At 64.0% G+C, this 25,149-nt stretch carries 20 protein-coding genes, 1 tRNA gene and 1 pseudogene; 11 read left to right on the top strand and 11 right to left on the bottom strand.

Annotation, left to right across the window (positions count from 1 at the left end; genetic code table 11):
• Positions 1 to 47 precede the first annotated feature (47 nt).
• Positions 48 to 1,073, top strand: a complete 1,026-nt coding sequence (locus BUB09_RS09875) for a MerR family transcriptional regulator (RefSeq protein ID WP_175550163.1) — start codon at positions 48 to 50, stop codon at positions 1,071 to 1,073.
• Here the strand turns inward: BUB09_RS09875 and BUB09_RS09870 are convergent.
• Positions 1,060 to 1,824 carry an SDR family NAD(P)-dependent oxidoreductase gene (locus BUB09_RS09870; RefSeq protein WP_072897138.1) on the bottom strand — a complete coding sequence of 255 codons (765 nt, stop codon included), beginning with the start codon at positions 1,822 to 1,824 and terminating at the stop codon, positions 1,060 to 1,062. The two genes, BUB09_RS09875 and BUB09_RS09870, sit on opposite strands and share 14 nt — an antisense overlap.
• Before the next feature lie 189 nt (positions 1,825 to 2,013).
• Here BUB09_RS09870 and BUB09_RS09865 point away from each other — a divergent pair, with 189 nt between their 5' ends.
• Positions 2,014 to 2,334: a high-potential iron-sulfur protein gene (locus tag BUB09_RS09865; RefSeq protein ID WP_072897137.1), complete on the top strand. Its 321-nt coding sequence runs from the start codon at positions 2,014 to 2,016 to the stop codon at positions 2,332 to 2,334.
• Here the strand turns inward: BUB09_RS09865 and BUB09_RS09860 are convergent.
• The 6 genes and pseudogenes from BUB09_RS09860 to BUB09_RS09840 all read right to left on the bottom strand — a co-directional run bounded on the left by BUB09_RS09860 (position 2,319) and on the right by BUB09_RS09840 (position 5,831).
• On the bottom strand, positions 2,319 to 2,693 hold the full coding sequence (locus BUB09_RS09860; RefSeq protein ID WP_217650279.1) for a hypothetical protein: 375 nt from the start codon (positions 2,691 to 2,693) through the stop codon (positions 2,319 to 2,321). The two genes, BUB09_RS09865 and BUB09_RS09860, sit on opposite strands and share 16 nt — an antisense overlap.
• 126 nt (positions 2,694 to 2,819) lie before the next feature.
• Positions 2,820 to 3,713 carry a DMT family transporter gene (locus BUB09_RS09855; RefSeq protein ID WP_072897135.1) on the bottom strand — a complete coding sequence of 298 codons (894 nt, stop codon included), beginning with the start codon at positions 3,711 to 3,713 and terminating at the stop codon, positions 2,820 to 2,822.
• Positions 3,714 to 3,911: 198 nt separating this feature from the next.
• Positions 3,912 to 3,986, bottom strand: a tRNA-Val gene (locus BUB09_RS09850).
• 36 nt (positions 3,987 to 4,022) lie between these two features.
• A complete protein-coding gene (gene tadA, locus BUB09_RS17660; RefSeq protein ID WP_366486306.1) occupies positions 4,023 to 4,487 on the bottom strand; it encodes a tRNA adenosine(34) deaminase TadA in 465 nt (154 codons plus the stop codon).
• Positions 4,488 to 4,526: 39 nt separating this feature from the next.
• Positions 4,527 to 4,838, bottom strand: a pseudogene (locus BUB09_RS17655) (DUF559 domain-containing protein); the annotation flags it as partial.
• A gap of 216 nt (positions 4,839 to 5,054) precedes the next feature.
• On the bottom strand, positions 5,055 to 5,831 hold the full coding sequence (locus tag BUB09_RS09840) for a TetR/AcrR family transcriptional regulator (protein WP_084083322.1): 777 nt from the start codon (positions 5,829 to 5,831) through the stop codon (positions 5,055 to 5,057).
• Positions 5,832 to 5,919: 88 nt separating this feature from the next.
• On the opposite strand from BUB09_RS09840, the gene BUB09_RS09835 reads away from it, so the two are divergent.
• From BUB09_RS09835 to BUB09_RS09800, 8 genes are all read left to right on the top strand, one after another.
• Positions 5,920 to 6,927: a phytanoyl-CoA dioxygenase family protein gene (locus tag BUB09_RS09835; protein WP_072897133.1), complete on the top strand. Its 1,008-nt coding sequence runs from the start codon at positions 5,920 to 5,922 to the stop codon at positions 6,925 to 6,927.
• A gap of 17 nt (positions 6,928 to 6,944) precedes the next feature.
• Positions 6,945 to 8,084, top strand: coding sequence for an SMP-30/gluconolactonase/LRE family protein (locus BUB09_RS09830; protein WP_072897131.1), 1,140 nt, complete (start codon positions 6,945 to 6,947; stop codon positions 8,082 to 8,084).
• Entirely contained in the window at positions 8,077 to 9,150 is a 1,074-nt protein-coding gene (locus tag BUB09_RS09825; RefSeq protein WP_072897129.1) for a VOC family protein, read from the top strand. The genes BUB09_RS09830 and BUB09_RS09825 overlap by 8 nt, the downstream gene beginning before the upstream one ends.
• Before the next feature lie 181 nt (positions 9,151 to 9,331).
• Positions 9,332 to 10,288, top strand: coding sequence for a fumarylacetoacetate hydrolase family protein (locus BUB09_RS09820; protein WP_072897127.1), 957 nt, complete (start codon positions 9,332 to 9,334; stop codon positions 10,286 to 10,288).
• Positions 10,289 to 10,292: 4 nt separating this feature from the next.
• Positions 10,293 to 12,239: an acyl-CoA synthetase gene (locus BUB09_RS09815; protein WP_072897472.1), complete on the top strand. Its 1,947-nt coding sequence runs from the start codon at positions 10,293 to 10,295 to the stop codon at positions 12,237 to 12,239.
• A gap of 8 nt (positions 12,240 to 12,247) precedes the next feature.
• Positions 12,248 to 12,994 carry an SDR family NAD(P)-dependent oxidoreductase gene (locus BUB09_RS09810; protein ID WP_072897125.1) on the top strand — a complete coding sequence of 249 codons (747 nt, stop codon included), beginning with the start codon at positions 12,248 to 12,250 and terminating at the stop codon, positions 12,992 to 12,994.
• A gap of 8 nt (positions 12,995 to 13,002) precedes the next feature.
• Entirely contained in the window at positions 13,003 to 14,580 is a 1,578-nt protein-coding gene (locus tag BUB09_RS09805) for a bifunctional 3-(3-hydroxy-phenyl)propionate/3-hydroxycinnamic acid hydroxylase (RefSeq protein WP_072897123.1), read from the top strand.
• A 61-nt stretch (positions 14,581 to 14,641) separates the two neighbouring features.
• Complete coding sequence (locus BUB09_RS09800; RefSeq protein ID WP_084083321.1) at positions 14,642 to 17,191, top strand: DUF1302 domain-containing protein; 2,550 nt, start codon at positions 14,642 to 14,644, stop codon at positions 17,189 to 17,191.
• 89 nt (positions 17,192 to 17,280) lie between these two features.
• Here BUB09_RS09800 and guaA read toward each other — a convergent pair whose 3' ends face one another.
• Together guaA and guaB are read right to left on the bottom strand one after the other, a co-directional pair.
• Positions 17,281 to 18,852 (bottom strand): glutamine-hydrolyzing GMP synthase, encoded by a 1,572-nt coding sequence (gene guaA / locus BUB09_RS09795; RefSeq protein WP_072897470.1) that lies wholly within the window; start codon positions 18,850 to 18,852, stop codon positions 17,281 to 17,283.
• 32 nt (positions 18,853 to 18,884) lie between these two features.
• Complete coding sequence (gene guaB / locus BUB09_RS09790; RefSeq protein WP_072897119.1) at positions 18,885 to 20,375, bottom strand: IMP dehydrogenase; 1,491 nt, start codon at positions 20,373 to 20,375, stop codon at positions 18,885 to 18,887.
• A gap of 71 nt (positions 20,376 to 20,446) precedes the next feature.
• On the opposite strand from guaB, the gene xseA reads away from it, so the two are divergent.
• A complete protein-coding gene (xseA, locus tag BUB09_RS09785; protein WP_072897117.1) occupies positions 20,447 to 21,784 on the top strand; it encodes an exodeoxyribonuclease VII large subunit in 1,338 nt (445 codons plus the stop codon).
• A gap of 18 nt (positions 21,785 to 21,802) precedes the next feature.
• On the opposite strand, the gene BUB09_RS09780 is transcribed toward xseA, so the two are convergent.
• Both BUB09_RS09780 and aspS read right to left on the bottom strand, forming a co-directional pair.
• Complete coding sequence (locus BUB09_RS09780) at positions 21,803 to 23,221, bottom strand: hypothetical protein (protein WP_072897115.1); 1,419 nt, start codon at positions 23,219 to 23,221, stop codon at positions 21,803 to 21,805.
• A gap of 46 nt (positions 23,222 to 23,267) precedes the next feature.
• Positions 23,268 to 25,058, bottom strand: a complete 1,791-nt coding sequence (gene aspS, locus BUB09_RS09775) for an aspartate--tRNA ligase (protein WP_072897113.1) — start codon at positions 25,056 to 25,058, stop codon at positions 23,268 to 23,270.
• Between the last annotated feature and the right edge of the window lie 91 nt (positions 25,059 to 25,149).

Below are 25,149 nucleotides of genomic sequence, written 5' to 3'. Positions count from 1 at the left end.
TAGGCTGGGGCTTCGCTGTATGCCGTCACGCACCACCGTCAACGCCGATGCCCAAGACCGTCGTACCCGCCTCGACTCCCCCCGCCCCTGCGGCCCCTGCCGCGACCGCCGCGTCTGCCGTCACGGCCGGCCAGTACCGGATCGCAGCCGTCTCCATGCTGACCGGCATGCCGGTTCCGACGATCCGCATGTGGGAGCGCCGCTACAACGTCGTCACGCCCGCCCGCAGCGCCGCCAACGGCCGGCTCTACTCGAGAGCCGATATTGACCGGCTGATCCTGCTCAAGACCGCGGTCGACGCCGGGCACGCGATCGGCACGATCGCCACGCTCAGCGACGCCGAACTGCAGCAGCGACTCGGTTCGACGCCGAACGTTCGTCCGGTACGGGCTGCGGTACAGGCCTGTCAGGTGCTGGTCTGCGGCCGTGGCTTGGCCGACCGCCTGCAGATGGCGTGGGACCATCGCCAGGACGTAACACTGTCCGCGACGCTGCCGGCGATGCCGGGCGAGGGCTATGCCGACGCAGGCCATGCCGACGTGGTCATCGTCGATGCGCCGTCGCTGCAAGCCACCGCGATCCGCCACTTGCGCCAACTGCGCGTGTTGACGCGCGCGCGCCTGATGATTGTCGTGTACGGGTTTGCGACCAAGCAGACGCTGGCGCGTCTGGATCAGGAAAACATGATCGCGGTTCCGACGCCCGCGGATCCGGCACAGCTGGCGAGAATCTGTCTGTTAGGGATGGCGATTGATCTGCAGCCTGACAACGAGCGCGAGCGCCGACTGCTGCAACCGGCGGCGCCGCGCCGCTACGACGATGCGTTCCTCGTCAGCATGTCGCGGCTGTCGAGCACGATCCGCTGCGAGTGCCCGAATCATCTGGCCGATTTGCTCGGCAAGCTCAATGCATTCGAGCAGTACAGCCTCGAGTGCGAAAGCGCGACGAGCGCCGACGCCTCACTGCATGCGCTGCTGTATTCAGCGACCGCTCAATGCCGTGAAATGCTCGAGCGCGCGCTGTCGCACGTGCTCGAGCACGAAGGCATCCCGGAGCCGATCAGACCGCTTTGACCAGCGGCCGCACCGCGCTGAAACCACCGTCCAGCGACACGATCTGGCCGGTGGTCCAGCCGTCGGCATCGAGCAGGCGCATGGCCCAGTCGGCAGTTTCAGCCGCGCGACCCAGCCGCATCAGCGGGTACTGCACGGTGACGCCCTGACGCGCACGATCGCCGCGCGTAAAGCCTTCGGTCATCGGCGTTTCGGTCAGCCCGAGTGCGATACCGTTGACGCGCCAACCACGCGGCGCCCAGTCAGCAGCCAACGCACGCACCAGCCCTTCGACACCCGCTTTGGCGGCCGCCACGGCCGCGTGACTCGGCGTGCCCATCCGCGCCGCGACCGAACTGAACAGCACGCAGGCGCCACCGGGCGCGTCGCCGCGCGCCTTGCCATACGCCTGCAGCGTGTAGAAGGCCGAGTCGAGGTTCGCGGCCATCACCTGGCGCCACTGATCCTCGGTGCAGCGCTCGATGGCGCCCAGCCGCACGTTGCCGGCCGCATGGCAGAGCCGCGATGGCGCCTCGCCGAAATGCTCGGCAGCGGCAGCAAATGCATCGCGCGCGCCATCGGCTGTGCTGACGTCGGCCACGATGTCGAGCTGACGGTCGTCCGCGACGGCATCGCCGTCGACGCTGCGGCGCGACACGGCCGCCACACGCCAGCCCTGGGTGAGCGCAGCAGCGACCACGGCGCGGCCGATGCCGCCGCGCGCGCCCGTCACCAACAGCAGAGGTGACTCGGCACCGGGGTTCGCGTTCATCAGCGTCTCTCCTCGAAATAAAAAAGCCGGTGGGGTTACCGGCAATGCAGTTAGCATCTTGGAGCGACATCATCGTGAACAGATCAGGTTATGTAAAGCTTCTGTATACGATCACCCCTGATTCTGTAGAGCTTTTGTGTTAGCTTGCTGTCAGCCAAGCGATATCGCCCAGCCAACCGGAGTTACCCCATGCAGCCGACCACCACCCGCCGCGTTTTCCTAGGCCTCTGCGGCAGCGCCGCCCTCGCCGCCCTTCCGCTGTCGGCCTCTGCCGACGCCGCCAAGCTCGATGTCGCCGACCCGACCGCCAAGGCGCTGGGCTATGTCGAAAACGTCAGCTCACTCAAGGCCGCTGACGCGACCGCCGCCGGCGTCAAGCCGGGCAGTGTCTGCAGCAACTGCGCGCTGTACGCCAAGGCCCAAGAAAAGGCCGGCTACGCCCCTTGCGGCGCGTTCGGCGGCCGACTGGTCGCCGCCAAGGGCTGGTGCAAGGCCTACGCCCCAGCCTGAGCCGGCAGCCGACGCTGGCGAGACGCCCATTCGATGTGACGGGCGATCGCCGGCTCGGCCCGCAAGCGGTCCAGCGTATCGAGCCGGCGCGCCAGCGTCGGCTCGTCGTAGTGGTCGTGCAGAAAGTCGTGGCAACCACGGCATAGCCACAGCCCGCGCGAGCGCATCTCGGCCAAGCTGTAGCGGTCCCGGAACCAGCGTCGGTCGTGGACGCGACGCGGTATCAAATGATGGAACGTCAACGCCTGCGGTATCGCACAAAGCTGGCAGGCATCATCGGCCGGCTTGCCGGGACGGCGTCCCGCCGGCGATGGCACGGTCGGGTTCTCGATTTCGGGCTGGCGCGATCGGCGACTCATCTTGGGCATCCGGGACATCGGCGCGATGGACACCCTGTGTGTTCGACGCGCGCGGCCGATCAGATGAAGCGCGCGTCTTTCGCCGCAATGGGCCGCCAGCACGCGAACCGATCGCCGCGACGCTGATCAGCTGCGGCGGCGCACGTTGACCAATACGATGCCGGCCAGCACCAGCAGCGCGCCGCCGACGAATCGCGGATCCAGCGGCTCATCGAGCAGCAGCACGCCGAAGCCGACGCCGAACAGCGGCGTCAGGAACGAAAACGCCGACAGCCGCGACGCCAGGTAGTGCCGCAGCAACCAGAACCACGCCAGGAAGCTTAGAAACGCGACGATGACCGCCTGGAACAGCAGGCTGAGCCAGGCCACCGGCGTCATCACGATGCCCTGCCACTGCCCCATCAAGCCGCCGGCCGCGATCAGCAGCAGCGCACCGACCGCAAGCTGATACAGCAGCGTCTGGGTCGGCGGCGCTTCGGACAAGGACGAGCCGCGGATCAGCAGCGTCGTCGCGGCCCACATCAGGCCGGCGACGATGCCCAGCGCATCGCCGATCCACATCGACGAGTCCGCCAGCGGCGCCGCCAAGCCCCGCGAAAACGCCAGCGCGATGCCAGAAAATGCCAGCAGCACGCCGGCCCATTGCGGCCCGCGCAGCCGCTCGCCGGCGACGAAGGCGTGCAGACCCAGCGCCGTGAAGATCGGCGCCGTGTAGACAAACACCACCAGATGCGAGGCCGTGGTGTAGCCCAAGCCCAATCCGACCATCAGGAACTCGCCGGCGAACAGCGCACCGGCGCCGAGACCCGCCGCCAAACGGCCATCCCGCAGTGAGAACGGCTCGCGCCGCCACCGCATCAGGCCGACCAGCAGCAGCGCGGCGAGCGCCGAGCGCAAGCCGTTTTGCATCACCGGATGGATGGCGGGTGCGGCGAGCTTCATCGCGATCTGCTGAAAGCCCCAACAGGCGCACAGCAGCACCATCAAGCCGATGGCCAGGCCGTCGAGCGGCTTACGCATCGAGCGCAGGCCAGGCGCGCGCCTTGATATTGCTCGGGTCGTCGGCGGCAGCTGAGCGCACAGCGGACCTCGTCGAGATGGGTGGACCACAGCGGCATCGCGGCCATGGGCGACGCCCGCGTGCCGATGGACGCAGCGTGACGCGGACCTGTGCGACGCGGACAAAAAAAGACGCCCCGGAGGGCGTCTTTTGGCGACTGGTGGATGGTACAGGGATCGAACCTGTGGCCCCCGCCGTGTGAAGGCGATGCTCTACCGCTGAGCTAACCATCCAAGGGGCGCGAATGATAGAGCCCGCCCCCGACAGCGTCAACGCGAATCGCGGCGCTGCTGGAAGAACGCGCGCAGCATTGCCGCAGCCTCGGCTTCAAGCACGCCGCCGCACCACTGCACTCGATGGTTCAGCCGCGGCCGCGCAATCACGTCGTAGACGCTGTCGACCGCGCCAGCTTTATCGTCGCGCGCCGCGTAGACCAGCCGCGACACGCGCGCGTGGATGATCGCGCCCGCGCACATCAGACAGGGCTCCAGCGTTACGTACAGCGTCGTGCCGGCGAGCCGGTAATTGGCGAGCCGCTCGCCGCCGCGGCGCAGCGCCAGCATCTCGGCATGGGCCGAGGCGTCATTCAGCGAGATCGGCAGATTCCAGCCTTCGGCCAGCAGCTCGCCGTCAGCAGAGACCAACACCGCACCGACCGGGACCTCGCCAGCCTGCGCGGCCCGTTCGGCGACGGCCAGCGCCTGACGCATCCAGCGCTCGTCATCGGGCTGCAGCGCGCACGGCGGGTTGTCCGGCCACGGCAACTCGGCCGCAATGGCCTCGGCCACCGCCTCGGGATCGTCCAGCACCTGGGCACCACCGAAGCACAGCTGCAGGTAACCCTGCCCGGCCAGCCACGCGGAACGCGCAGCGCGGGCAGCGGCGTCGACATCACCCGGCCGGTCACCCTCGATGTCGATCACCAGCGGCGGCGCATGGCACACATAGCTGGCCCGATACGGCCCCAGCACGTCATCGCGGCGAAAACGCAGCGAGGGCAAGCGCCGACGCAGCCACGGCCACAGACGCAATTCAGCCTCGGTCGGGCGGCGGCGCGGTGCGGCGGGGGTGGCAGGCAGATCCACGTATCCAGGGCGTAATGGCAACGAGCGCGACACGGTAACAAAGGCGCTCGCCTAACGCGTCGCAATCTACGCCGGGATCGACGCTGTCCGCTACGGTCCGCGGCGCCGTTGCGCGGCTGCAGGTACGACTCGACATTGACCAAGCTCGGCGACTACCGAACTCCGAGTGGAGCCGCCTCAGCGTTGAGACGTGCCAAGAGCACCGGATGCCACGGTTTAACTGACGGTCGGCAAGGGGCGCGAGGCGATCCGCATTGCCTCGTCGAACGTCAGGCCAAGATTGTAGAGAGCGACCGCTGCGGTCCGGTCCGGGATGTCGGCGCCACCGAGCCCCAGCTGCGTTATCAATGTCGCGGATGCCCCCGCGAGCTCTAACTCTACGGCGATGGCGCCGAGCACGGTCCCGCCGATGGCAATAAAGGCCATCATGGGATCGGGCAATTTGAAGCGCCCTTGAACTGCGCCTTTTTGAATATCACGGCGCAGTCGCACGCCCAGACCGCGTGACAGCACCCGCACCGTATGGCCCTCCCGGACCAGAAACCGTCCCCACAAGGGCTCTCTACGAGCACGAAGGATGGTGTGACGCACGCAAATCGCGATCACCTCGGCAGGGTCCTCGATATGGCTGACGAGACCCTCGAGTGCATCTCCAAACCCCTCGAAAACCGAGTCCATCAGGACGGCGTAGATCGCCTCCTTGGAGTCGAAGTGGTTGTAGAAGGATCCGAAACCAACATCCGCAGCCTCGGTGATTTCGTTGATCGCCACGGCATCCATGCCTCGCTCGGCCATCAGTCGAAAAGCGGCCTCAAGCAGTTTTTCGCGCGTCTCGCGCTTGCGCCGCGCGCCGCGCGACTCGCGTTCGACCTGATTTGGACCGACATCGACCACCGAAGCGAGGACGGCAGAAGTCTTGGACGGAGCCTTGGGAGGACGGGGGGCCGATTTACTCACGACGAGGGGCTGTGCAGTTCGGGTACGCGCCAGCATAGACGCATTCATCTTTATTGATAAACTTATCAGTCTTGAGTAATGTCTCATTCATAGCGCTTCCTACCCGTTCGTTGTGGAGGACTTCATGAGCTTCGCCATCACCCCCAATCGCCATCTCACGCCCGACGAAGTACACCGCTACCGCGAAGACGGGGTTGTCATGATCAAGGGAGCCATCGACCCCAACTGGCTGAAGCTCATTGAGACCGGCGTCGACAAGGCAAGAGCCAACATGTCGGCGCAAGGACGCTTCATGTCCCGCAAGACGAGCGGCTACCAGATGGACACGTTCCTCTGGAAACGCGCGGACGAAATCCGCGACGCCATCTACTACGGCCCCTTCGCGCACTGGGCCAAGCAGTTGATGGGATCGGAGCAGGTGCGGTTTTTCTACGACCAGATGTTCGTCAAGGAGCCAGGCGCCGATGCGCCGACACCTTGGCACCAAGATTTGTCGTTCTGGCCGATACGGGGTGAGCAGATCACGTCATTCTGGATTCCGCTGGATCGGGTCACACGCGAGAGCAGCGGCCTTATGTACGTGCGCGGATCACACAAGTGGCCGCAGCGCTTCAAGGCCGTCTCACCGGATTACGTCGCCGCGATCATCGACGAGACGATGGACGACATACCGGACATCAACTCCAACCCGGACCAATACGACTTGCTCGACTGGGAGATGGAACCGGGCGACATCTTGATGTTCCATCCGCTAACGCTGCATGGCAGCTATGGCAATCACCATCGCACCCGACGGCGCCGCGCGCTGGCACTGCGCTGGACGGGCGATGACGTGGTGTGGGCTCCCAAGTCCAAGCGCATGCCAGTGCATTACCGACACGACTCGGTGGTCGGAGGCTCGCTCAGCGGCGCCGCTTTCCCGCGGATACTGCCCGAGCACGTCCCGGCCGAGCGCGAAATGCGGCGGTTTCCGGAGTCGCCGAGCAAAGCACAGCTGATGGTGTCGCTGTGGCACAACGTTACAGCTGCGGCGCGGCTGAAGTTGCGCGCCGAGCCGCTTCGACTTCAGCAAACGTGGACAACACCGCCTGCGGCACTGCGCAGCCCATCGAATGACGTCCGCCGCTCCTGATTCGAACAAGGAGCGCCGTGAAGCTCATCAAGTACCTGTCGGTCGCACTGATTCCACTGCTGGCCTATCTGCTGTTCTGGCCGGTGCCGATAACACCCAAGCCGTGGACACCGCCACCGCCATCCAGAACCTATCCCTACAACGACGAACTCAAAGGGATTGAAAAGCTGGCAGTCGGCTTCGGCATCGGGCCCGAGGGCCTGTCGTTCGACTCACGGGGCCGCATCTATGCCGGCTTCGACGACGGTCGCGTCGTGCGCTTTGCTGCCGACGGCAGCGCGGCCGAAGTGCTGGGCAATACGGGGGGCCGCCCATGGGGCACCCGCGCGGAACCGGACGGCAGCAGCGTGCTCGTTGCCGATGCCGTAAAGGGCCTGCTGCGCATCGCCGGCGGCGCCGTCGACGTGTTGGCAACACAGGCAGACGGCGTGCCGTTCAAGTTGACCGACGATCTGGATCGAGGCGCGGACGGCACGATCTATTTCAGCGATGCCTCGTCCAAGTACGGGCTGCCGATGATGATGGCGGACGTGTTCGAGCATGGGAATTACGGCCGGCTGCTGCGCTTGGACCCCGACGCGACCGACGCCCGCGTGTTGATGGATGGCCTGCATGTGGCCAACGGAGTCGCGGTCAGCCCGGATGGCGATTACCTGCTGGTTTCGGAAACGCTGCAGTACCGGGTGATGCGCTATTGGCTCAAGGGCGAGAAGGCCGGCACGAGCGAGCCCTTCATCGAGAATCTACCCGGCTTTCCGGACAACATCAGCTACAACGGACGTGATGGCTTCTGGCTAGCCCTGTACGCGCCGCGCGATCCGGCTCTCGACTTCGCGTTGTCGCATCCCTGGCTGCTGAAGCTGGTCTACCGAATTCCACCGATGCTCCGACCGAAGCCGGCGAAGCATGCCTGGGTCCTGAAACTCGACCCGACCGGCAAGGTCGTCGCCGACCTGCAGTTCAACGGTGACGGCGCATACGCGCCGATCACCAGCATCCGGGAAATGGGGCCGTACCTGTATTTCGGCAGCATCGAGTATCCCGCGATCGGACGCATGCCGATTCCATCCGCGTTGCTGCCGCAACAAACGAATCGCGCCTTCGAGACCGAACCTTCGGCAGCTGGCTCATCGGAAATTCAACAACGCCATGACTGAGCTCCGCACCGCCCAGCCGGCTCGTCACCCGCATCCGACCGTGAGAGCCAGCTCGCTGGCTTACCTGATTTTCGAGCGGCCGAATCTCGACGAGGCCGAGCACTTCCTTACCGACTTTGGTCTGGTGCCCACCAAGCGCACTGACGACGTCTTGTATTTGCGCGCTGCCGCGAGCGCGCCGTACTGCTATCGCGTGCATCGTGCGAAACAAGCCCGATTCGTCGGGATGGGCTTTGCGATCAGCCGTCGTGCCGACCTTGAGAAGCTCGCCACGCTTCCCGGTGTCAGTGCGATCGAAGCAGCCCCACATCCCGGCGGCGGCGATCGCGTGGTGCTGACCGACCCTTCCGGATTCAGGGTCGAAGCCATTCAGGGTCAGACGCCGGCAGAGGAACTACTGCACCGTCGCCCATTGCCCTTCAATTCCGCGGGCGCATCGCTGCGCATTAACGAAACGCAACGACCCGCACCCAAGCCGCCCGATGTGATCAGGCTCGGTCATGTGGTCATCGAAGTCGCCGACTACCAGGCCACCAGTGCTTGGTACACCCAGCACCTGGGCCTGATTCCCAGCGACGTGCAGGTGCTGCCCGATGGCTCACCAGCCGTGACCTTCTTCCGACTCGATCTCGGCGACACGCCCACCGACCACCACAGCCTGGCAATGGCTCAGGGCTTCATGCCGCGCTACAGCCACAGTGCCTTCGAGGTCGTGGACGCCGATGCCGTCGGTATGGGCCAGCGAGTGCTCCGTGAGATGGGATGGCAACACGCCTGGGGCATGGGTCGCCACATCCTCGGCAGCCAGATCTTCGACTACTGGAACGATCCGTGGGGAGCCAAGCACGAACATTACTGCGACGGCGATTTGTTCACGTCGGATCGCCCGATGGGTGTACATGCGGTAAGCCGCAGCGCGATGGCGCAGTGGGGTCAGCCGATGCCGGCGAGTTTCACCAAGCCCAAGTTCACGCTGCGCGCCATCGCGGCGCTGATTAACAACCTCCGGCACAGCCCCGATCTCAGCATCAGCAAACTGATCACGCTGGCCAAGCTGTTTGGCTGAAGGTCCAGCGATCAGCGCCAAGCACACCAATGAGGCGCGACGCCGCTTGCTTCAGGCTGGCGCCGCAACGCTGGTGGTCGCAGGCAGCGGTATCGCGCCCGGCGACTGTGATGCGGCACCACCTCACATCGCCGCTCCGAAGCCCGTCCTGCGGCCCGATTTCACTCAACGAGTTCACTCAATGCCTCTGAACATCATCCGCTTCGAGCATCAAGGCCGCCCCCAGTGGGGCGTGATCCGCGGCAGCCGGATCACGCCGGTGCCGGGTGACTTTCCAACCACCGGTGATTTCGTCCGCAGCACATCGCTGACGGAGCTTGCCAAGCTCGACGGCGGTGTGGCGCTGGAGCTGTCCGCGGTGAGGCTACTCTCGCCGGTGACGCAGAATCAGCAGTTCGTGTGCCAAGGGGCCAACTACCGCCAGCACATGATCGAGTCGGGTATGGATCCCGATGCGAAGCAATACAACATGATCTTTACCAAGGCACAGAGCTGCATCGTGGCGGCCGACGCCGAGGTGATCAAGCCGCGCGGTGTTCACTTCCTCGACTACGAAATCGAACTTGGCCTGATCCTGCGCAAGGCGATACATGCTGCGGTAACGGTCACCGATGCAAACCTGCATGAGTTTGTCGCAGGCGCCGTGATCGTCAACGATTACTCGGCGCGTGATGTTCAGATTCCGCAGATGCAGTTCTACAAGGGCAAGTCCTTCCGCACATTTGGCCCGATCGGGCCTTGGCTGACACTGCTGGATGCGTCGGACATCAGCAAACTGAAGAACCTGCAATTGCAGCTGAAGGTGAACGGACAGCTTCGACAGAACGACAACACAGCCAACCTGGTCTACGGCCCTGCCGAGACGCTCACCGAGTTGTCTGCGGTACACGACTTCGAGCCCGGCGATCTTCTCTCCACCGGTACGCCTGCGGGATGTGCGCTATCCATTCCCTCACCATTGAAGCAAAAGATCGGCGCGCTGCTGCCCGACAAGAAAAAGTGGGAGATTTTTCTCAGCGTCCAATCGAAGAGAACCCAGTATCTAAAGCCTGGCGATATTGTGGAGGCCAGCATCCACTCGCCGGATCGCAGCATCGATCTCGGTCTGCAGCGCAACCGCATCGTTGCCGGCAGCTGACGTCATGCAAGGTATCGCCAACATTCGTGACGTCGAGGCAGCCGAAAGCCGAGGCTTGCCCCCAGATCTGCCGGCCAGCACCTACGAGATGATCATGGAGGGTGCCAGCCTCAACCCACAGGCGCCGGCACTGAGCTTCTTCCTGACCACGGACGAACACCGCCAACCTGAGACCTGGACTTATCAAGAACTGCTGGCGCGTATCACGCAGACGGCGAACTTCTTTCACGATATCGGAGTGAAGAAGGACAGCGTCATCGCCTTCGTGCTACCCAACTTGCCAGAAACGCATTTCGTGATCTGGGGCGGACAGGCGACGGGTATCGTCGCTGCGCTGAATCCGCTGCTGGAAGGTCCGGCGATCGCTGCTCTTCTGAAGGCCGTCAATGCCTCGGTGCTGGTGACGCTCGCGCCTTTCCCAGGCACGGATCTCTGGTCGAAGCTGCAGCCGCAGTTGCCGGGCATCAAGTCGCTGAAGCACCTGGTTCTGGTGAACTTGCCGGATAGAGTACGCGGGCTCAAGCACGTTGCAGCACGTTTCATGCAGCGCCGCGAGACTGCGCGCCTGCACGGCCGCAAAGGCATCAGTGGCGTCGTGCCGCGCCCGATCGAGATCCATGACTTCGATCACAGCATCCGCGTGCAGGCCTCACATCAACTGAATAGCCGGCGCCGCTTCTCGGCCGAGGACGAGTCTTCGTATTTCTGCACCGGCGGCACAACCGGGCTACCCAAGATCGCAATGCGCTGCCACGGCAATGAAGTCGCCAATGCCTGGAGTGCGGCGCAATTCCTGGGCGATGGCATCGGTGCCGGCAAGGTGGTGTTCTGCGGCCTGCCGCTTTTCCACGTCAACGGCGTGCTGGTGACCGGGCTGTTGCCGTTTTCCAGAGGCGCGCATGTGATCCTCGGAACGCCGCAGGGCTATCGCGGTGAAGGTGTGGTCAAGCGATTCTGGGAAATTGTCGAGTCCCACCGCATCAATTTTTTCAGCGGTGTGCCGACGCTCTACGCCGCGTTGCTACAGGTACCCGTCGGTAGCCGTGACATCGGAAGTCTGGAGTATGGACTCTGCGGCGCAGCACCGATGCCGACCGAGGTTTTCCGCCAGTTCCAGGAACGTACCGGCCTGAAGATCCTGGAAGGCTACGGCCTGACCGAGGCGACCTGTGTAAGCAGCGTGAATCCGCCACTGGGCGAGCGGCGCATCGGCTCCATCGGCCTGCGCGTTCCAGGCCAGCAGATGAAAGCCGTACTGCTAGATGAGCATGGCGCCTATCAGCGCGACTGCGCGCTTGGCGAAGTCGGCGTGCTCGTGGTTTCGGGCGCCAATGTCTTCATCGGCTATCGGATTCCCGAACAAAACAAGGGCCTTTGGATCGATTGTGGCGATGGCGCTCGCTGGCTCAATACCGGTGACTTGGCACGCCGAGACGAGCAAGGCTACTTCTGGCTCACAGGCCGAAAAAAAGAACTGATCATCCGCGGTGGTCACAACATCGATCCTCTGATCATTGAGGATCCGTTACACCGCCATCCTGCGGTGGAAATCGCCGCTGCAGTCGGCCGGCCCGATGCGCATGCGGGTGAGTTGCCGGTGGCCTACGTCCAACTCAAGGTCGGTGCGACCGCAACGGAAAGCGAACTCGCAGAGTTTCTCAAAACGGAAATCGCCGAGCGCGCTGCTTTACCAAAGCAAGTCAGGATCATCGACAAGATGCCGCTGACCGGCGTGGGAAAGATTTTCAAGCCCGCGTTGAAAAACCAAGAAATCCGAGAAGCACTCGAAGTCGCTTTGCGCGAGGCCCAGGTGTCATTCCGCGACGTTGCAGTCGGCGAGGACCTCCAATCCAAAAGTCTGGTTGTGACGGTACGCCTTGAATCCGGGACCCCCGAGGACGCGGCGCGCGCCGTACTGGGCCGTTTTTCCTTCCCATTCAATCTAGGTTGAGACCGGCTATGGATAAACCAACTGCGGGACTCAAGCGTACCGCCGTGGTCAGCGGCGGCTCCTCTGGTATCGGCAAGGCGATGGTCGCTCGTCTTCATGCGCAAGGATGGACGGTGCACGCTTGCGGCCGCGACACCGACAAGTTGCTGACGCTGGCCAAAGAGCTGCCCGGCGTGAGAACCGCAGTCTGCGATGTAAGTGATCGTCTGGCGGTTCGCGCGTTCGCCAGAGACGTCGCTGCGATGTCGCCCTCCGTGGACTTGCTCGTCAGCAACGCAGGGGGCCTGCGCGAGATCGACTTCACGCACAGCGATCTTTCGAGCACGGACCTGTCCGCCGAACTGCGCAGCAACACCGAAGGCGCAATCAACCTGATCGCCGAATTCCTGCCGGGCCTGCGCGGAGCCCTCCGCGCATCGATTCTGATCGTGAGCTCCGGATACGGGCTCGCACCGGCGACACGCGCACCCGTCTATTCAGCATCGAAGGCAGCTTTGCACAGTCTGTCGAAATCGCTTCGTCGCCAATTCGCGCCACTCGGCATTAGCGTGACCGAGCTGCTCCCACCGGTCGTCGATACACCCGCAACCGCCCACCATGATGGGCCGAAGCTATCGGCCGCACAGGTAGCCGCGCAGGCCTTGCAGGGTGCTCTGAACGCGCGTGAAGAAGTCCGGCCCGGTTCGGTGCGCTTTCTACCTGTTCTGCTGCGCATCGCGCCCGCTCTGGCCGAGCGCATCGTGGCCAAGACTTGAGCGTTCGAATGGCACCCACCATTCCGCATACCGTCGATGTGCTGATCGTCGGCTACGGCCCGGTCGGCGCCGCGTTAGCGGCGCTCCTTGGCCGCTACGGTGTGCGTACGCTGGTCGTCGACAAGGCGGCCGACATCCTGATGGCGCCGCGTGCCATCGCGCTCGACAACGAGGCGCTGCGGATTCTGCAGATGGCCGGACTGCCGGAGGACGCGTTCGAGAAGATCGCGATTCCTTACGTGCGGATGCTCTGCCCCCACGTGGGGGAGTTCGGACGCGTCAACACCAGCGGCAGCATCGACGGGCATCCCAAGTTGGTGACGTTCTACCAGCCCGATCTCGAACGGGCGCTGCGCCATAAGGCCGAAAGCTTTGACTGCATATCGGCGATGAGCGGCACTGAGATGCTGGATTTCATTGAGGAGCCTAAGGGCATTCGCGTCGCACTCAGGCTCGCGGATGGCAGCGAAGCGACGGTTCACGCGCGCTATCTGATTGGCGCCGACGGCGCTGGATCGCGGGTTCGCAAGGCCATCGGCCAGGAGTTCCATGGCAAGACCTACGCCGAGGATTGGCTCATCGTCGACGCCCAGAACGTTCCCGGCGCGTTCGACCACGTCGAGTTCATTTGCGATTACAAGCGTCCGACACCTCACATGGTCGCGCCGGGCGGCCGCATCCGCTGGGAGTTCATGCTGCTGCCGGGCGAGACGTCCGAGACGATGGAGAAGGACGAGACCATCGCGCGACTGCTGGCACCGTGGGCCAACGCAGGCGATGTCAGGATCGAGCGCAAAGCGGTGTACCGATTCCATGCGAGATCCTGCGAGCGTTACAGCAAAGGCCGTGTGTTTCTCGTCGGCGATGCTGCGCACATCACACCGCCGTTTGTGGGTCAGGGGCTTGTTGCCGGACTGCGCGATGCTGCCAACCTGGCCTGGAAGCTCGCCTGGGTAGTGAAGGGCCGCGCCGCGCCCGCCATCCTGGATTCCTACGATCAGGAACGTCGGCCACATGCCCGCAAGATGATCGCGCTGGCCAAGCTGATGGGTAGGCTGGTCATGCCGAGCAGCCAGCCGATGGCGATCCTGATCCACGGCGCGATGGCACTGCTTCGGCGGATTCCGCCGCTGCGAACATTCCTCGACGAACTGGGTGTCAAGCCGAAGAATCAATTCGACGAAGGACTGTTCGTAAAGGGCCACGCACGATTGCGTCGCGGCGGACTCCTACCGCAGGGCCTGGTTCGGTCCGCCAATGGCGAGGTCGCACTGAGCGACGACGCATTCGGTGCCGACCTCTCGCTGGTGGGCTTCGGGCTCCCTGCAGAAACTCAATTGAAAGCCGAGACGCTCGAACTGTGGACGCGTCGAGGTGGCCGAGTCGTGCAGATCTGTCAGCGCGGTGAGACGGTTCATCGCAGCGGTCGAGCCTTCGAGGATATGGACAACCACCTCGTTCCTGGCGGCGCGCCGTACGGCTGGTGCGCCGTGGTGCGACCGGACCGAACGATCCTCCACGACGGACCCATCGGCGAGGCCGATCGCATTGTCCGTGAGTCGCTGGCACTGCTCGACAAGCTTTGATCACGAGCGGCTCTGACCGATAACGAGCGCTGTTTCAAATAAAAATTACGAGGAGAGCGACATGACTCATGGCGCAAGAGCTGCGGGAGGATGGGCTTCAGGAACACTCTTATGCCTGGCCGTCAGCGCATTGAGCTTGAATCGCGCTCACGCCGCCACGTATGGAATTCCGATCGGCGATACCAGGATCGACGCCGTTCTCAATACCAGCATCACGACGGGTGCCGGTATCCGCGTCGAAGGTCGTAGCGACGACCTCATTGGCAAAAGCAATCTCAATCCTCAGCTCTGCTCGGGCCCCAACGGGGCCTATCAGTCGTGCCAGGGCTTATTCAAGAACCAGATCTTTCCTGCGCAGCGACTGGTCACTGCGCCGGGTGCGGCATCGATGAACAGTGATGACGGCAATCTGAACTACGACAAGGGCGACCTGTTTTCGGCGGTCACCAAGGTCACTTCAGATCTGAATGTGACCTTCGGTGACTTCGGGTTCTTCACACGGATCTTGTACTTCTACGATGCCGTCAACGAAAACTTCACTGAACATCACCCGAACCGCATCACGCCGGACAACCGCCTGGAGGTAGGACGGCGTACGTCGGCGCTGCCAATCGGGCTGCCAGAGGATCCGTCGGCACTGCTAACGAACCCAGCAGCCCTATTCACGGGCTTGATCGCAGGCAGGCCTTGGGGGCAGCCGACCGATGATGGCGGACGGCTGTCCTACGGCCCTGGCGGTGTCGTCCGCAACAAGCGCAGCGATGGACCGACCTTGCGCCAGATTGGAACCGATCTGCAACTGCTCGATGCCGTGTTCTACGGCAATGTCGAACTTTGGAACGAGCGCGAGCTGACGCTGAAAATCGGACGGCAACTCGTTAACTGGGGCGAAAGCACCACCTTGGTCCTCAACAGCATCAACCAGGCCAATCCGGTCAATGCAAACAACTTCAACCGCATTGGCAAAACGGTCGAAGAGGTCTACACGCCGGTGAATATGGTGTACGGCAGCTTTGAGCCAGTCACGAACTTGAGCATTGAGGCGTTCTATCAGCTGGAGTGGAAGCCGGTCGAGATCGCCGCGCCAGGCAGCTATTTCTCTGACCTCGACATTGGAACCTACAACGCGGTCGGCAGCGTCAATCTCAGTACCGGCGGCATCGCCGAAGATCCAAGCCGAATCGGGATGCCACTAGATTCGCCGGTATCCGGTTTGAGCAACACCACCGGCAGCATCCTCCGGGTACCCGACGACGATCCGCGCACCGCCAGACAGTTCGGGGTGGCATTGCAGTACTACTTCGAAAACATCGGCAGTGGTATGCAGGCCGGTGTCTACTACATGAACTATCACTCGCGCCTACCGATCGCGAGCTTTTACGCGACCCATCCCAGTTGCGCCAGACGCGAGGGCAATCCGTTGAACATGGACGCCACCGACTTACTCAGCTTTCTGGCCGCCTGTCCCGACATCCCATTCCTGCATTCGCTCACTCACCCTGGTGAGTCGGCCTCTTATGCAACCGATAGTGCAGCACCGCTGGACTCGGCAAGGATCCAGCTCGTTTATCCGGAAGACATCCAACTATTTGGTATCAGCTTCAACACCACGGTCGGCGATTACTCGATCCAGGGTGAAGTGGCCTACCGACCCAATCTGCCACTGCAGATCGATCTGCAGGATCTCGGGTTCGCGGCGCTCGGCCCTACGCTGACACGCTGTCATGATCCGTCGCTCGGATGCGCCGGGTCCGCCCAACTCGCGAACCTCGGCATCGGCTTCGACGCAAGTGGAAACTCGACAAACTACGGCAGCAGCAATTTCACCGACGCCAGTGGCAACAACCCCTATCCAGACATCATCAATGTCGGCATCGGCCACGTGCCGGGCTCAGCGCGTGCGTATCCGAACTTCGTGATCCCGTATCGGGGCGGCACTGTGGGTGAGAACACTCCGTGCTTGGCAGACATGAGTGAGACTGACTACCGTCCCGGCGCTGATTGCTACATCCGCGGCTACGAGCGCCAATCGGTCTATCAATTCAACTTCAGTACGACACGCGTGCTATCGCCCGACAACTGGTTCCATGCTGACCAGATCATCGTTGTCGGCGAATGGGGTGCCGAGTGGGTGCCCCATCTTCCGCCGCTTGATCAACTGCAGTTCGAGGCGCCGGGCACCCATTACTCCGCCAGCGCCGGCGCAGACGGCTCAGGCGCTGATGGATCGCGCCAGGCCTGTTCGGCGAATCCGAGCTGTACCGTGGGAGCCGATGGCCTGCGCTTCAACCAACATCAGCAGGATCTCAGCTTATACCCGGACCCGTTTTCCTGGGGTTACCGGCTCATCGGCATCTTTAGTTACGAGAGCGTGCTTCCAAACATCAGCCTTCGACCGATACTGACCTGGGCGCATGATGTCGGCGGAACCGCACCGGGGCCCGGCGGCAACTTCGTCAAGGGCCGGATGCAGTCCGACAGCCTGCTCGAAACCCGCTACCGCGACTTCTTCTCCGTCACGATTGGGTACACAAGATTCATGGGCGGAGGTAGCGCCAATCTCGTACGTGATCGCGACTACGTACAAGCGTTCTTCCGGTACCAGTTCTAGTCAGCCGGTGCTCGGCGCGCTTCCCGCCGATCGAGATACGGCACGCAGCCGTCGGCGGCGTATCGCCGCCGCAGATCAGCGACGCAGAATCACTCCCACTCGATCGTCGCAGGCGGCTTGCCGCTAACGTCGTAGACCACGCGCGAGACGCCGGCGATTTCGTTAACGATGCGGCGCGACACGACGTCGAGCAGGTCGTATGGCAGATGCGCCCAGTGCGCGGTCATGAAGTCGATCGTCTCGACCGCGCGCAGCGCGATCACCGGCTCGTAGCGACGGCCGTCGCCGGTGACGCCGACCGACTTGATCGGCAGAAACACCGCGAAAGCCTGGCTGGTCTTGTCGTACCAGCCGCTTTTGCGCAGCTCTTCGATGAAGATGTGGTCGGCCAGCCGCAGCGTGTCAGCCGCCGCCTTGGTGACCTCGCCGAGAATGCGCACGCCCAAGCCCGGGCCGGGGAACGGATGGCGGTAGACCATCTCGTGTGGCAGGCCCAGTTCGACGCCGATCCGCCGCACTTCGTCCTTGAACAGCTCGCGCAGCGGTTCGACCAGCTTGAGCTTCATCCGCTCGGGCAAGCCACCGACGTTATGGTGGCTCTTGATCACATGCGCCTTGCCGGTCTTGCTGCCAGCCGACTCGATCACGTCAGGGTAGATCGTGCCCTGCGCCAGAAACTGCACGTTGTCGATCTTGGCTGACTCTTCGTCGAACACGTCGATGAACAGCTTGCCGATGATCTTGCGCTTGGCCTCCGGGTCGCTGACGCCGGCGAGCGCGCCGAGGAAGCGCGCTTCGGCATCGACGCGGATCACCTTGACGCCCAGATGGTCGGCGAAGATCTTCATCACCTGATCGCCTTCGCAATGGCGCAGCAGGCCATGGTCGACGAACACGCAGGTCAGCTGCGGGCCGATGGCCTTGTGCAGCAGCGCGGCGACCACTGACGAGTCGACACCGCCCGACAAGCCGAGCAGCACATGGCCATCGCCGACCTGTTCACGAACGCGAGCAATCGCGTCGTCGATGATGTTGCCGGGCTTCCAAGCATCGGAGCAGCCGCAGATCTCATGGACAAACCGCGCATACAGCCGCGTGCCCTGGCGCGTGTGCGTGACTTCGGGATGAAACTGCACGCCGTAATAGCGGCGGGTTTCGTCGGCCATGCCGGCCAGCGGCAGGTCCGGCGTCGAGGCGATCGCCTTGAAGCCTTCGGGCAATTGCACGACGCGATCGCCATGCGACATCCACACGTCGAGCAGGCCATGGCCCTGTTCGTTGACGCGGTCTTCGATGTCACGCAGCAACGCGCTGTGGCCGCGCGCGCGGATCTCGGCGTAGCCGAACTCCTTTTGATCGTGCGGCTCGACGACGCCACCGAAGGTATGCGCCATCACTTGCATGCCGTAGCAGATGCCGAGCACCGGCACGCCCAGTTCCCAGACCGCGCCCGGGACGCGCGGCGAACCCGGCTCGGTGACCGACTCCGGACTGCCCGACAGGATCACGCCCTTGGGCGCAAACGCGCGGATCGTCGCATCGTCGATGTCCCAGGGGTGCAGCTCGCAGTAGACGCCCAGTTCGCGGACACGGCGCGCGATCAGCTGGGTCAGCTGCGAGCCGAAGTCGAGGATCAGGATGCGATCGGCGTGGATGTTGATGTCGGCGGCGGCAGTCACGTCGATGGCCTTGCTCAGCTTTGCGTGCGGTAGTTCGGGGCTTCCTTGGTGATCGTCACGTCGTGGACGTGGCTCTCCTTGATGCCGGCCGAGGTGATCTTGACGAAGCGCGTCTTGGTGCGCATTTCTTCGATGCTCATGCAGCCGGTGTAGCCCATGCTGGCACGCAGACCGCCGATCATCTGATGCACGATCGCCGTCATCGGGCCCTTGTACGGCACGCGACCCTCAATGCCTTCCGGCACCAGCTTTTCGACTTCGGACGTGGTGTCCTGGAAGTAGCGGTCCTTGGAACCCTGCGCCTGGCTCATCGCGCCCATCGAGCCCATGCCGCGATACGCCTTGTATGAGCGGCCCTGGTACAGCTCGACATCGCCGGGCGCTTCTTCGGTGCCGGCCAGCATCGAGCCGACCATGACCGCATAGGCACCCGAGGCGATCGCCTTGGCGAAGTCGCCGGAATAGCGTACGCCGCCGTCGGAAATCAGCGGTATGCCGGTGCCGCGCAGCGCATCGGCCACGCTCATCACGGCGCTGACCTGCGGCACGCCGACGCCGGCGACAACGCGCGTCGTGCAGATCGAACCGGGGCCGATGCCGACCTTGACCGCGTCGGCGCCGGCTTCCACCAGCGCCAATGCCGCATCGCCGGTGGCGATGTTGCCGCCGATCACCTGCAGGTCGGGGTAGCGCGTCTTGATCGCGCGGACGCGGTCGAGCACGCCCTTGGAATGGCCATGCGCGGTATCGACGACGACAACATCGACGCCGGCTTCGACCAGTGCCGCGATCCGGTCGTCGGTGTCGCCGCCGGTGCCGACCGCAGCGCCGACACGCAAGCGGCCGCGCTCATCCTTGCAGGCACTGGGGAAGTCGCTGGACTTCTGGATGTCCTTGACCGTGATCATGCCGCGCAACTGGAACAGATCGTTGATGACCAGCACCTTCTCGATGCGATGCTGGTGCAGCTTGGAAACGACTTCTTCCTTGCTTGCGCCTTCCTTGACCGTCACCAGACGATCCTGCGGCGTCATGATGCTCGATACCGGCTGATCGAAGCGCGTTTCGAAGCGCAGGTCGCGGCTGGTGACGATGCCAACCAACCGGTCACCCTCGACCACCGGCACGCCGCTGAAGCGATGCGCGCGGGTCAGTGCCAGCACTTCGCCGATCGTCATCGAGGGCCGCACGGTGACCGGGTCGACGATGACGCCGGCTTCGAACTTCTTGACCGCCAGCACTTCGGCCGCCTGGCGGGCGATCGTCATGTTCTTGTGGATGATGCCGATGCCGCCTTCCTGCGCGAGCGCGATGGCGAGCTTGGCTTCGGTCACCGTGTCCATCGCCGAGGACATCAGCGGGATGTTCAGCGTGATGCGCGAGGTCAGAGGGGTACGCAAATCGACCTGTCGCGGCAGCACTTCGGAATAAGCGGGCTGCAGCAGCACGTCATCGAAAGTCAGCGCTTCCAGATCGATGCGGGAGTCTTGGGAATGACGTGACATATAACGGCTCCGGCAAAGCCATATTATACGCGCTCAATCCCCCGCTTTTCTTGCCGGAACCCAGCCCCCCGATGGCGACAGCGCAGCAGACGGTCTACGCGGTATCCGAACTGAGCGAGATGCTGCGCGGCCTGGTCGAAGACTCGCTGCCGTCGCTATGGGTCGAAGGCGAGATCAGCAATCTGGCGCGTCCGGCATCGGGCCATTGGTACTTCACGCTCAAGGACAGCGGCGCCCAGCTGCGCTGCGTGATGTTCCGCAAGGCCAATTACCTTGTACGGCCGCAGCCGCGCGACGGCGATCAAGTGCGCGTGCGCGCCCAGGCCAGCGTCTACGTCGCGCGCGGCGACCTGCAGTTGATCTGCGAAGCGATGGAGCCGGCCGGCCAGGGTGCATTACTGCTGGCCTACGAACGGCTCAAGGCCCGCTTGCAGGCCGAAGGCCTGTTCGACGCCGCGATCAAGCGGCCGATTCCGCCGGTTCCGCGCGCGATTGGCCTGATCACCTCGGCCAGCGGCGCGGCCGTGCAGGACGTTTTGACCGCGCTATCGCGACGCTTTCCGCTGACGACCGTGCATCTGCTGCCGGTCCCTGTGCAGGGCGCCGAAGCGGCGCCGGCGATCGTCAAGGCCCTGCAGCACCTGCCGGTGCGCGCACCGGCGGTCGAGTTGATCCTGCTGGTGCGTGGCGGCGGCTCGCTCGAAGACCTGTGGGCATTCAACGAAGAGGCCGTGGCCCGCGCAATACGCGCCTGCCGCGTACCGGTCATCAGCGGCATTGGCCACGAAGTGGACTTTACGATTGCCGACTTTGCGGCCGACTTGCGCGCGCCGACGCCGACCGCCGCTGCCGAGCTGGCCAGCCCGGACATCGCCGACTGGCGGCGTCGCATTGATCAACTCGGGCAAGCGCTGGCGCGCTTGCAGCGGCAGGCGCAGCAGCAGTCCGCACTGCGATTGCAGCGCGCCAACCAGCGCTTGATCGCGCTGCATCCAGGGCGGCGCCTGCAGGATCGCGCACAACGGCTGGACGAACTCGAGAGTCGCTTGCAGCGCGCGTTGCGCCAGCACCTGGATCTGCGTCGCGCACGATGGTCGGCACTGCAGGCGCGGCTGCTGGCGACGCGTCCGCAGCTGCGCATCAACCAGGCGCGCAGCGAATGCCTGCGGCTCCAGACGCGCTTGCAGCAGGCGACGGTGTTGCAGCTGCGCTCGCGACGCGACCGGCTCGATCAGATCGAAGCACTGCTGGCCAGCTTCAATCCGCAGGCGGTCCTACAGCGAGGCTATGCGATTGCGCGTGACGCCGATGGCCGGGTACTGATGGATGCCGATGCAGTGACCGCTGGCACGGCCGTCGACTTGCAGCTGGCGCGCGGTCGGCTGCGGCTGGTCAAGCCCGCCGACTAAGTCGGCGGGCTCGCGGCATCAGGGTGCTGGCGCCGGGGTGACGACAACCGTCGTGGTCTGCGCCGGCAAGGCCGTCGCCGGCTGCACCGCCGAGGCCAGCGTTGCCTGCAGCGTCAGCGGCGTATCGACGGTGACGCGGTCAACCGTCGGCGGCACAGCGAACACACCCAAGCCCGCGGTTTCACTGAAACCGGCGCTGCTGATCACGGTCAGCAGCGGCGAAGCAACCGTCGTCGACACGGCCGGGTTGGTCACAAACCAGCTCACGTAGCGGGTGATGTCCTGCGTGCGCGCGCCGCCGTCGTAGACGCCGGTCACGTTGAACTGCGGGCTGCTGAACTGCTCGACGCGCGCATCGGTCGGCGTGATGTTGAACGCGGTCAGCGTCGCGGCCACCGGCGTGAAGCTCAGGCTGTTGCTGGTCGATGTGGCCGCTTCCAACTCGTCGGTGATATCACCGTCGGCGTTGCGGTCGAATGCGCAGCAGGCTGCCGACACCTCGACCGGAGCACCGGCCGTCAGCGCCGTGATGAAGTTGCGGTTGGCGATGATCCGCGTCGTCGCGGTGGTATCCGTCGTCGTGTTGACCGTGTACGCCGATTGCGTGGTCAGATCCTGTTCCGGCCCGTCGCCGAAATCCGCGAGCACCTTCACGCGCTCGTTGGTCGGCACGATGATGTCGCCGGAGAACCCCGGCTCATGCTGCATCACCAAACTCGTCACCGGCGCGACGCTGACCGTCGACGACAAGGTGCGGTTGCAGATCGGAAGCGTCACGTTCAGCGTCAGTGGACCACCGGGCGACAGCGCTCGCACCACCGGACCGGTCAGATCAAAGCTCGCCGTCGCGATCGTATCGTCCGGCGTCGCGAAAGCCACGGTCTGAGCAAAGGCGGTCACGTCCTGCTTGATGCCATCGAGCAGCGCCGTGACGCGGAAAAAGCCCTGGGAATTGGGCGCCATCCGCAAGCTTGCCGGTTCGAGTACCACGTTCTGCGGCGTCTTGACCGTCACGTCGATCGTTGCGCTCAGATCAAGATAGCGCGCCGTGATCACCGCATTGCCGGCTGCCACCGGGATCACCGTGCCGACCGGATAGAACGAGTCGGTCGTACCGGGAAACACGATATCGCCGTTGCTGACCGTGGCCACCGCGGTGTTCGATGACGACCACGTTGCGCGGGGGGTGAAGTTGCCGAAGCTGCCGTCGCGCGTAAACAGGCCAAACAGCGTCAGCCCGCCGGTTCCGCATTCGAACACGGTGGCGCCGCCAAAGTTGCCGGTCTTCAGGTCGTCGAACGTCAGCGAGGCATCATCCGACGACACCAGCACCAGCGACTGCAGCGAGTTGCCGTCACCCACGCCGGAACAGGCGCCAAGCAACAGGGTCGTCAGGCCAACGAGCAGCGTCAGCGCGCGGCGTTTCATCATCGACATTCTGCGAAATCCTCAAGGCGCCTGCGACGAGCCGCAGGCGTGTGGTTCAGACGGCGCCGGGCGTGGCGCTCTTGGGCTGGACCGTGGAACGGATCGACAGTTCACGCAACTGGCGGGCATCGACGCCACCGGGCGCCTTCGTCATCGGGTCGTGAGCGGTCTGGGTCTTCGGGAACGCGATCACTTCGCGGATCGACTGCGCGCCCGACATCAGCATGATCAGCCGGTCCAGGCCCAGCGCGATACCACCGTGCGGCGGCGCGCCGTAGGACAGCGCTTCGAGCAGGAAGCCGAACTTCTCCTGCTGCTCCTCGGGCGTGATGCCCAACAGGTCAAACACGGCCTGCTGCACGTCGGCGCGATGAATGCGGACGCTGCCGCCGCCGATTTCGATGCCATTGAGCACGATGTCGTAGCCCTGGCTGAGGATCGTGCCGGGGTTGTTGCGGACTTCCTGCGCATCGAACTGCTTGGGCGCCGTGAACGGATGGTGCAGCGACACCCAGCGGCCGTCGTCGGCCTCGAACATCGGCCAGTCGACAACCCACAGCGCGGCCCAGCCGCCCGCGGTGATGCCGAGGTCGTTGCCGACTTTCAGGCGCAGCGCGCCCAGCGCGTCGCAGACCACTTTGAACTTGTCAGCACCGAAGAACAGGATGTCGCCATCGACGGCGCCGGTGCGTTCCAAAATGCCGGTCAGTGCCGCGTCTGAAAGATTCTTGACGATCGGCGACTGCAGGCCGTCACGACCCTTGGCCTTGTCGTTGACCTTGATCCACGCCAGACCGCGAGCACCGTACTGGGTGACGAACTGCGTGTAGCCGTCGATCTGACCGCGGCTGAGCTTCTCGCCGCCGCCGGGCACGCGCAGCACGGCGACGCGGCAGGCCGGGTCCTTGGCCGGGTTGGCGAACACCTTGAAGTCGGAGTCCGCGACCAGGTCCTTGATCTCGACCAGCTCCAGCGGATTGCGCAGATCGGGCTTGTCGGAGCCGTAGCGGCCCATTGCCTCGGCGTAGCTCATGTGCGGCAACGTGCCGAGGTCGACGTTCATGACCTCGCTGAAAATCATCTTCACCATGTTTTCGATCATTTCCATGATCTCGAACATGGTCATGAAGCTGGTTTCGACGTCGAGCTGGGTGAATTCGGGCTGACGGTCGGCGCGCAGATCTTCATCGCGGAAGCAACGCGCGATCTGGTAGTAGCGGTCCAGGCCCGACACCATCAGCAGCTGCTTGAACAGCTGCGGCGACTGCGGCAGCGCAAAGAAGCTGCCCGGGTGGGTGCGCGACGGCACCAGATAATCGCGGGCGCCTTCGGGCGTGGCGCGGGTCAGGATCGGCGTTTCGACGTCGATGAAGCCGTTGGCATCCATGAAGTTGCGGATGCGGCGGATCACGTCGTGGCGCAGGCGCAGATTCTTCTGCATGGCCGGACGACGCAGGTCGATGTAGCGATACGTCAGTCGCGTGTCCTCGCCGACGCTGTCATCGTCGATCTGGAACGGCGGCGTCTCGGACCGGTTCAGCAGCTCGATCTGCTTGCCTAGCAATTCGACCTTGCCCGAGGACAGATTGGCGTTTTCGGTGCCCTGCGGGCGCGGACGGACGCGGCCGGTGATCTTGACCACGTACTCCGACCGCAGGCGATCGGCCTGGGCGAAGGCCTCGGCCGCATCCGGGTCGAACACGCACTGCAGGATGCCCTCACGGTCGCGCAGGTCGATGAAGATCACGCCACCGTGATCGCGGCGGCGATGGACCCAGCCGCAAACGGTGACGGTGTCGCCCGTCAGGGCTTCGGTGACCTGACCGCAGTAGTGAGAACGCATCATTATTTTTAAGGGGTTTTATTCAGACGGGGGCGCCGCGAGGCCGGCATTGTACGGGCACAACCGGCTGCGGTCGAAGCCGGAGCAACGGTCC

The sequence above is a fragment of the Hydrocarboniphaga daqingensis genome (genome assembly GCF_900129825.1).
GTDB lineage: Bacteria > Pseudomonadota > Gammaproteobacteria > Nevskiales > Nevskiaceae > Hydrocarboniphaga > Hydrocarboniphaga daqingensis.
This window is presented reverse-complemented; position numbering and strand designations above follow the sequence as displayed.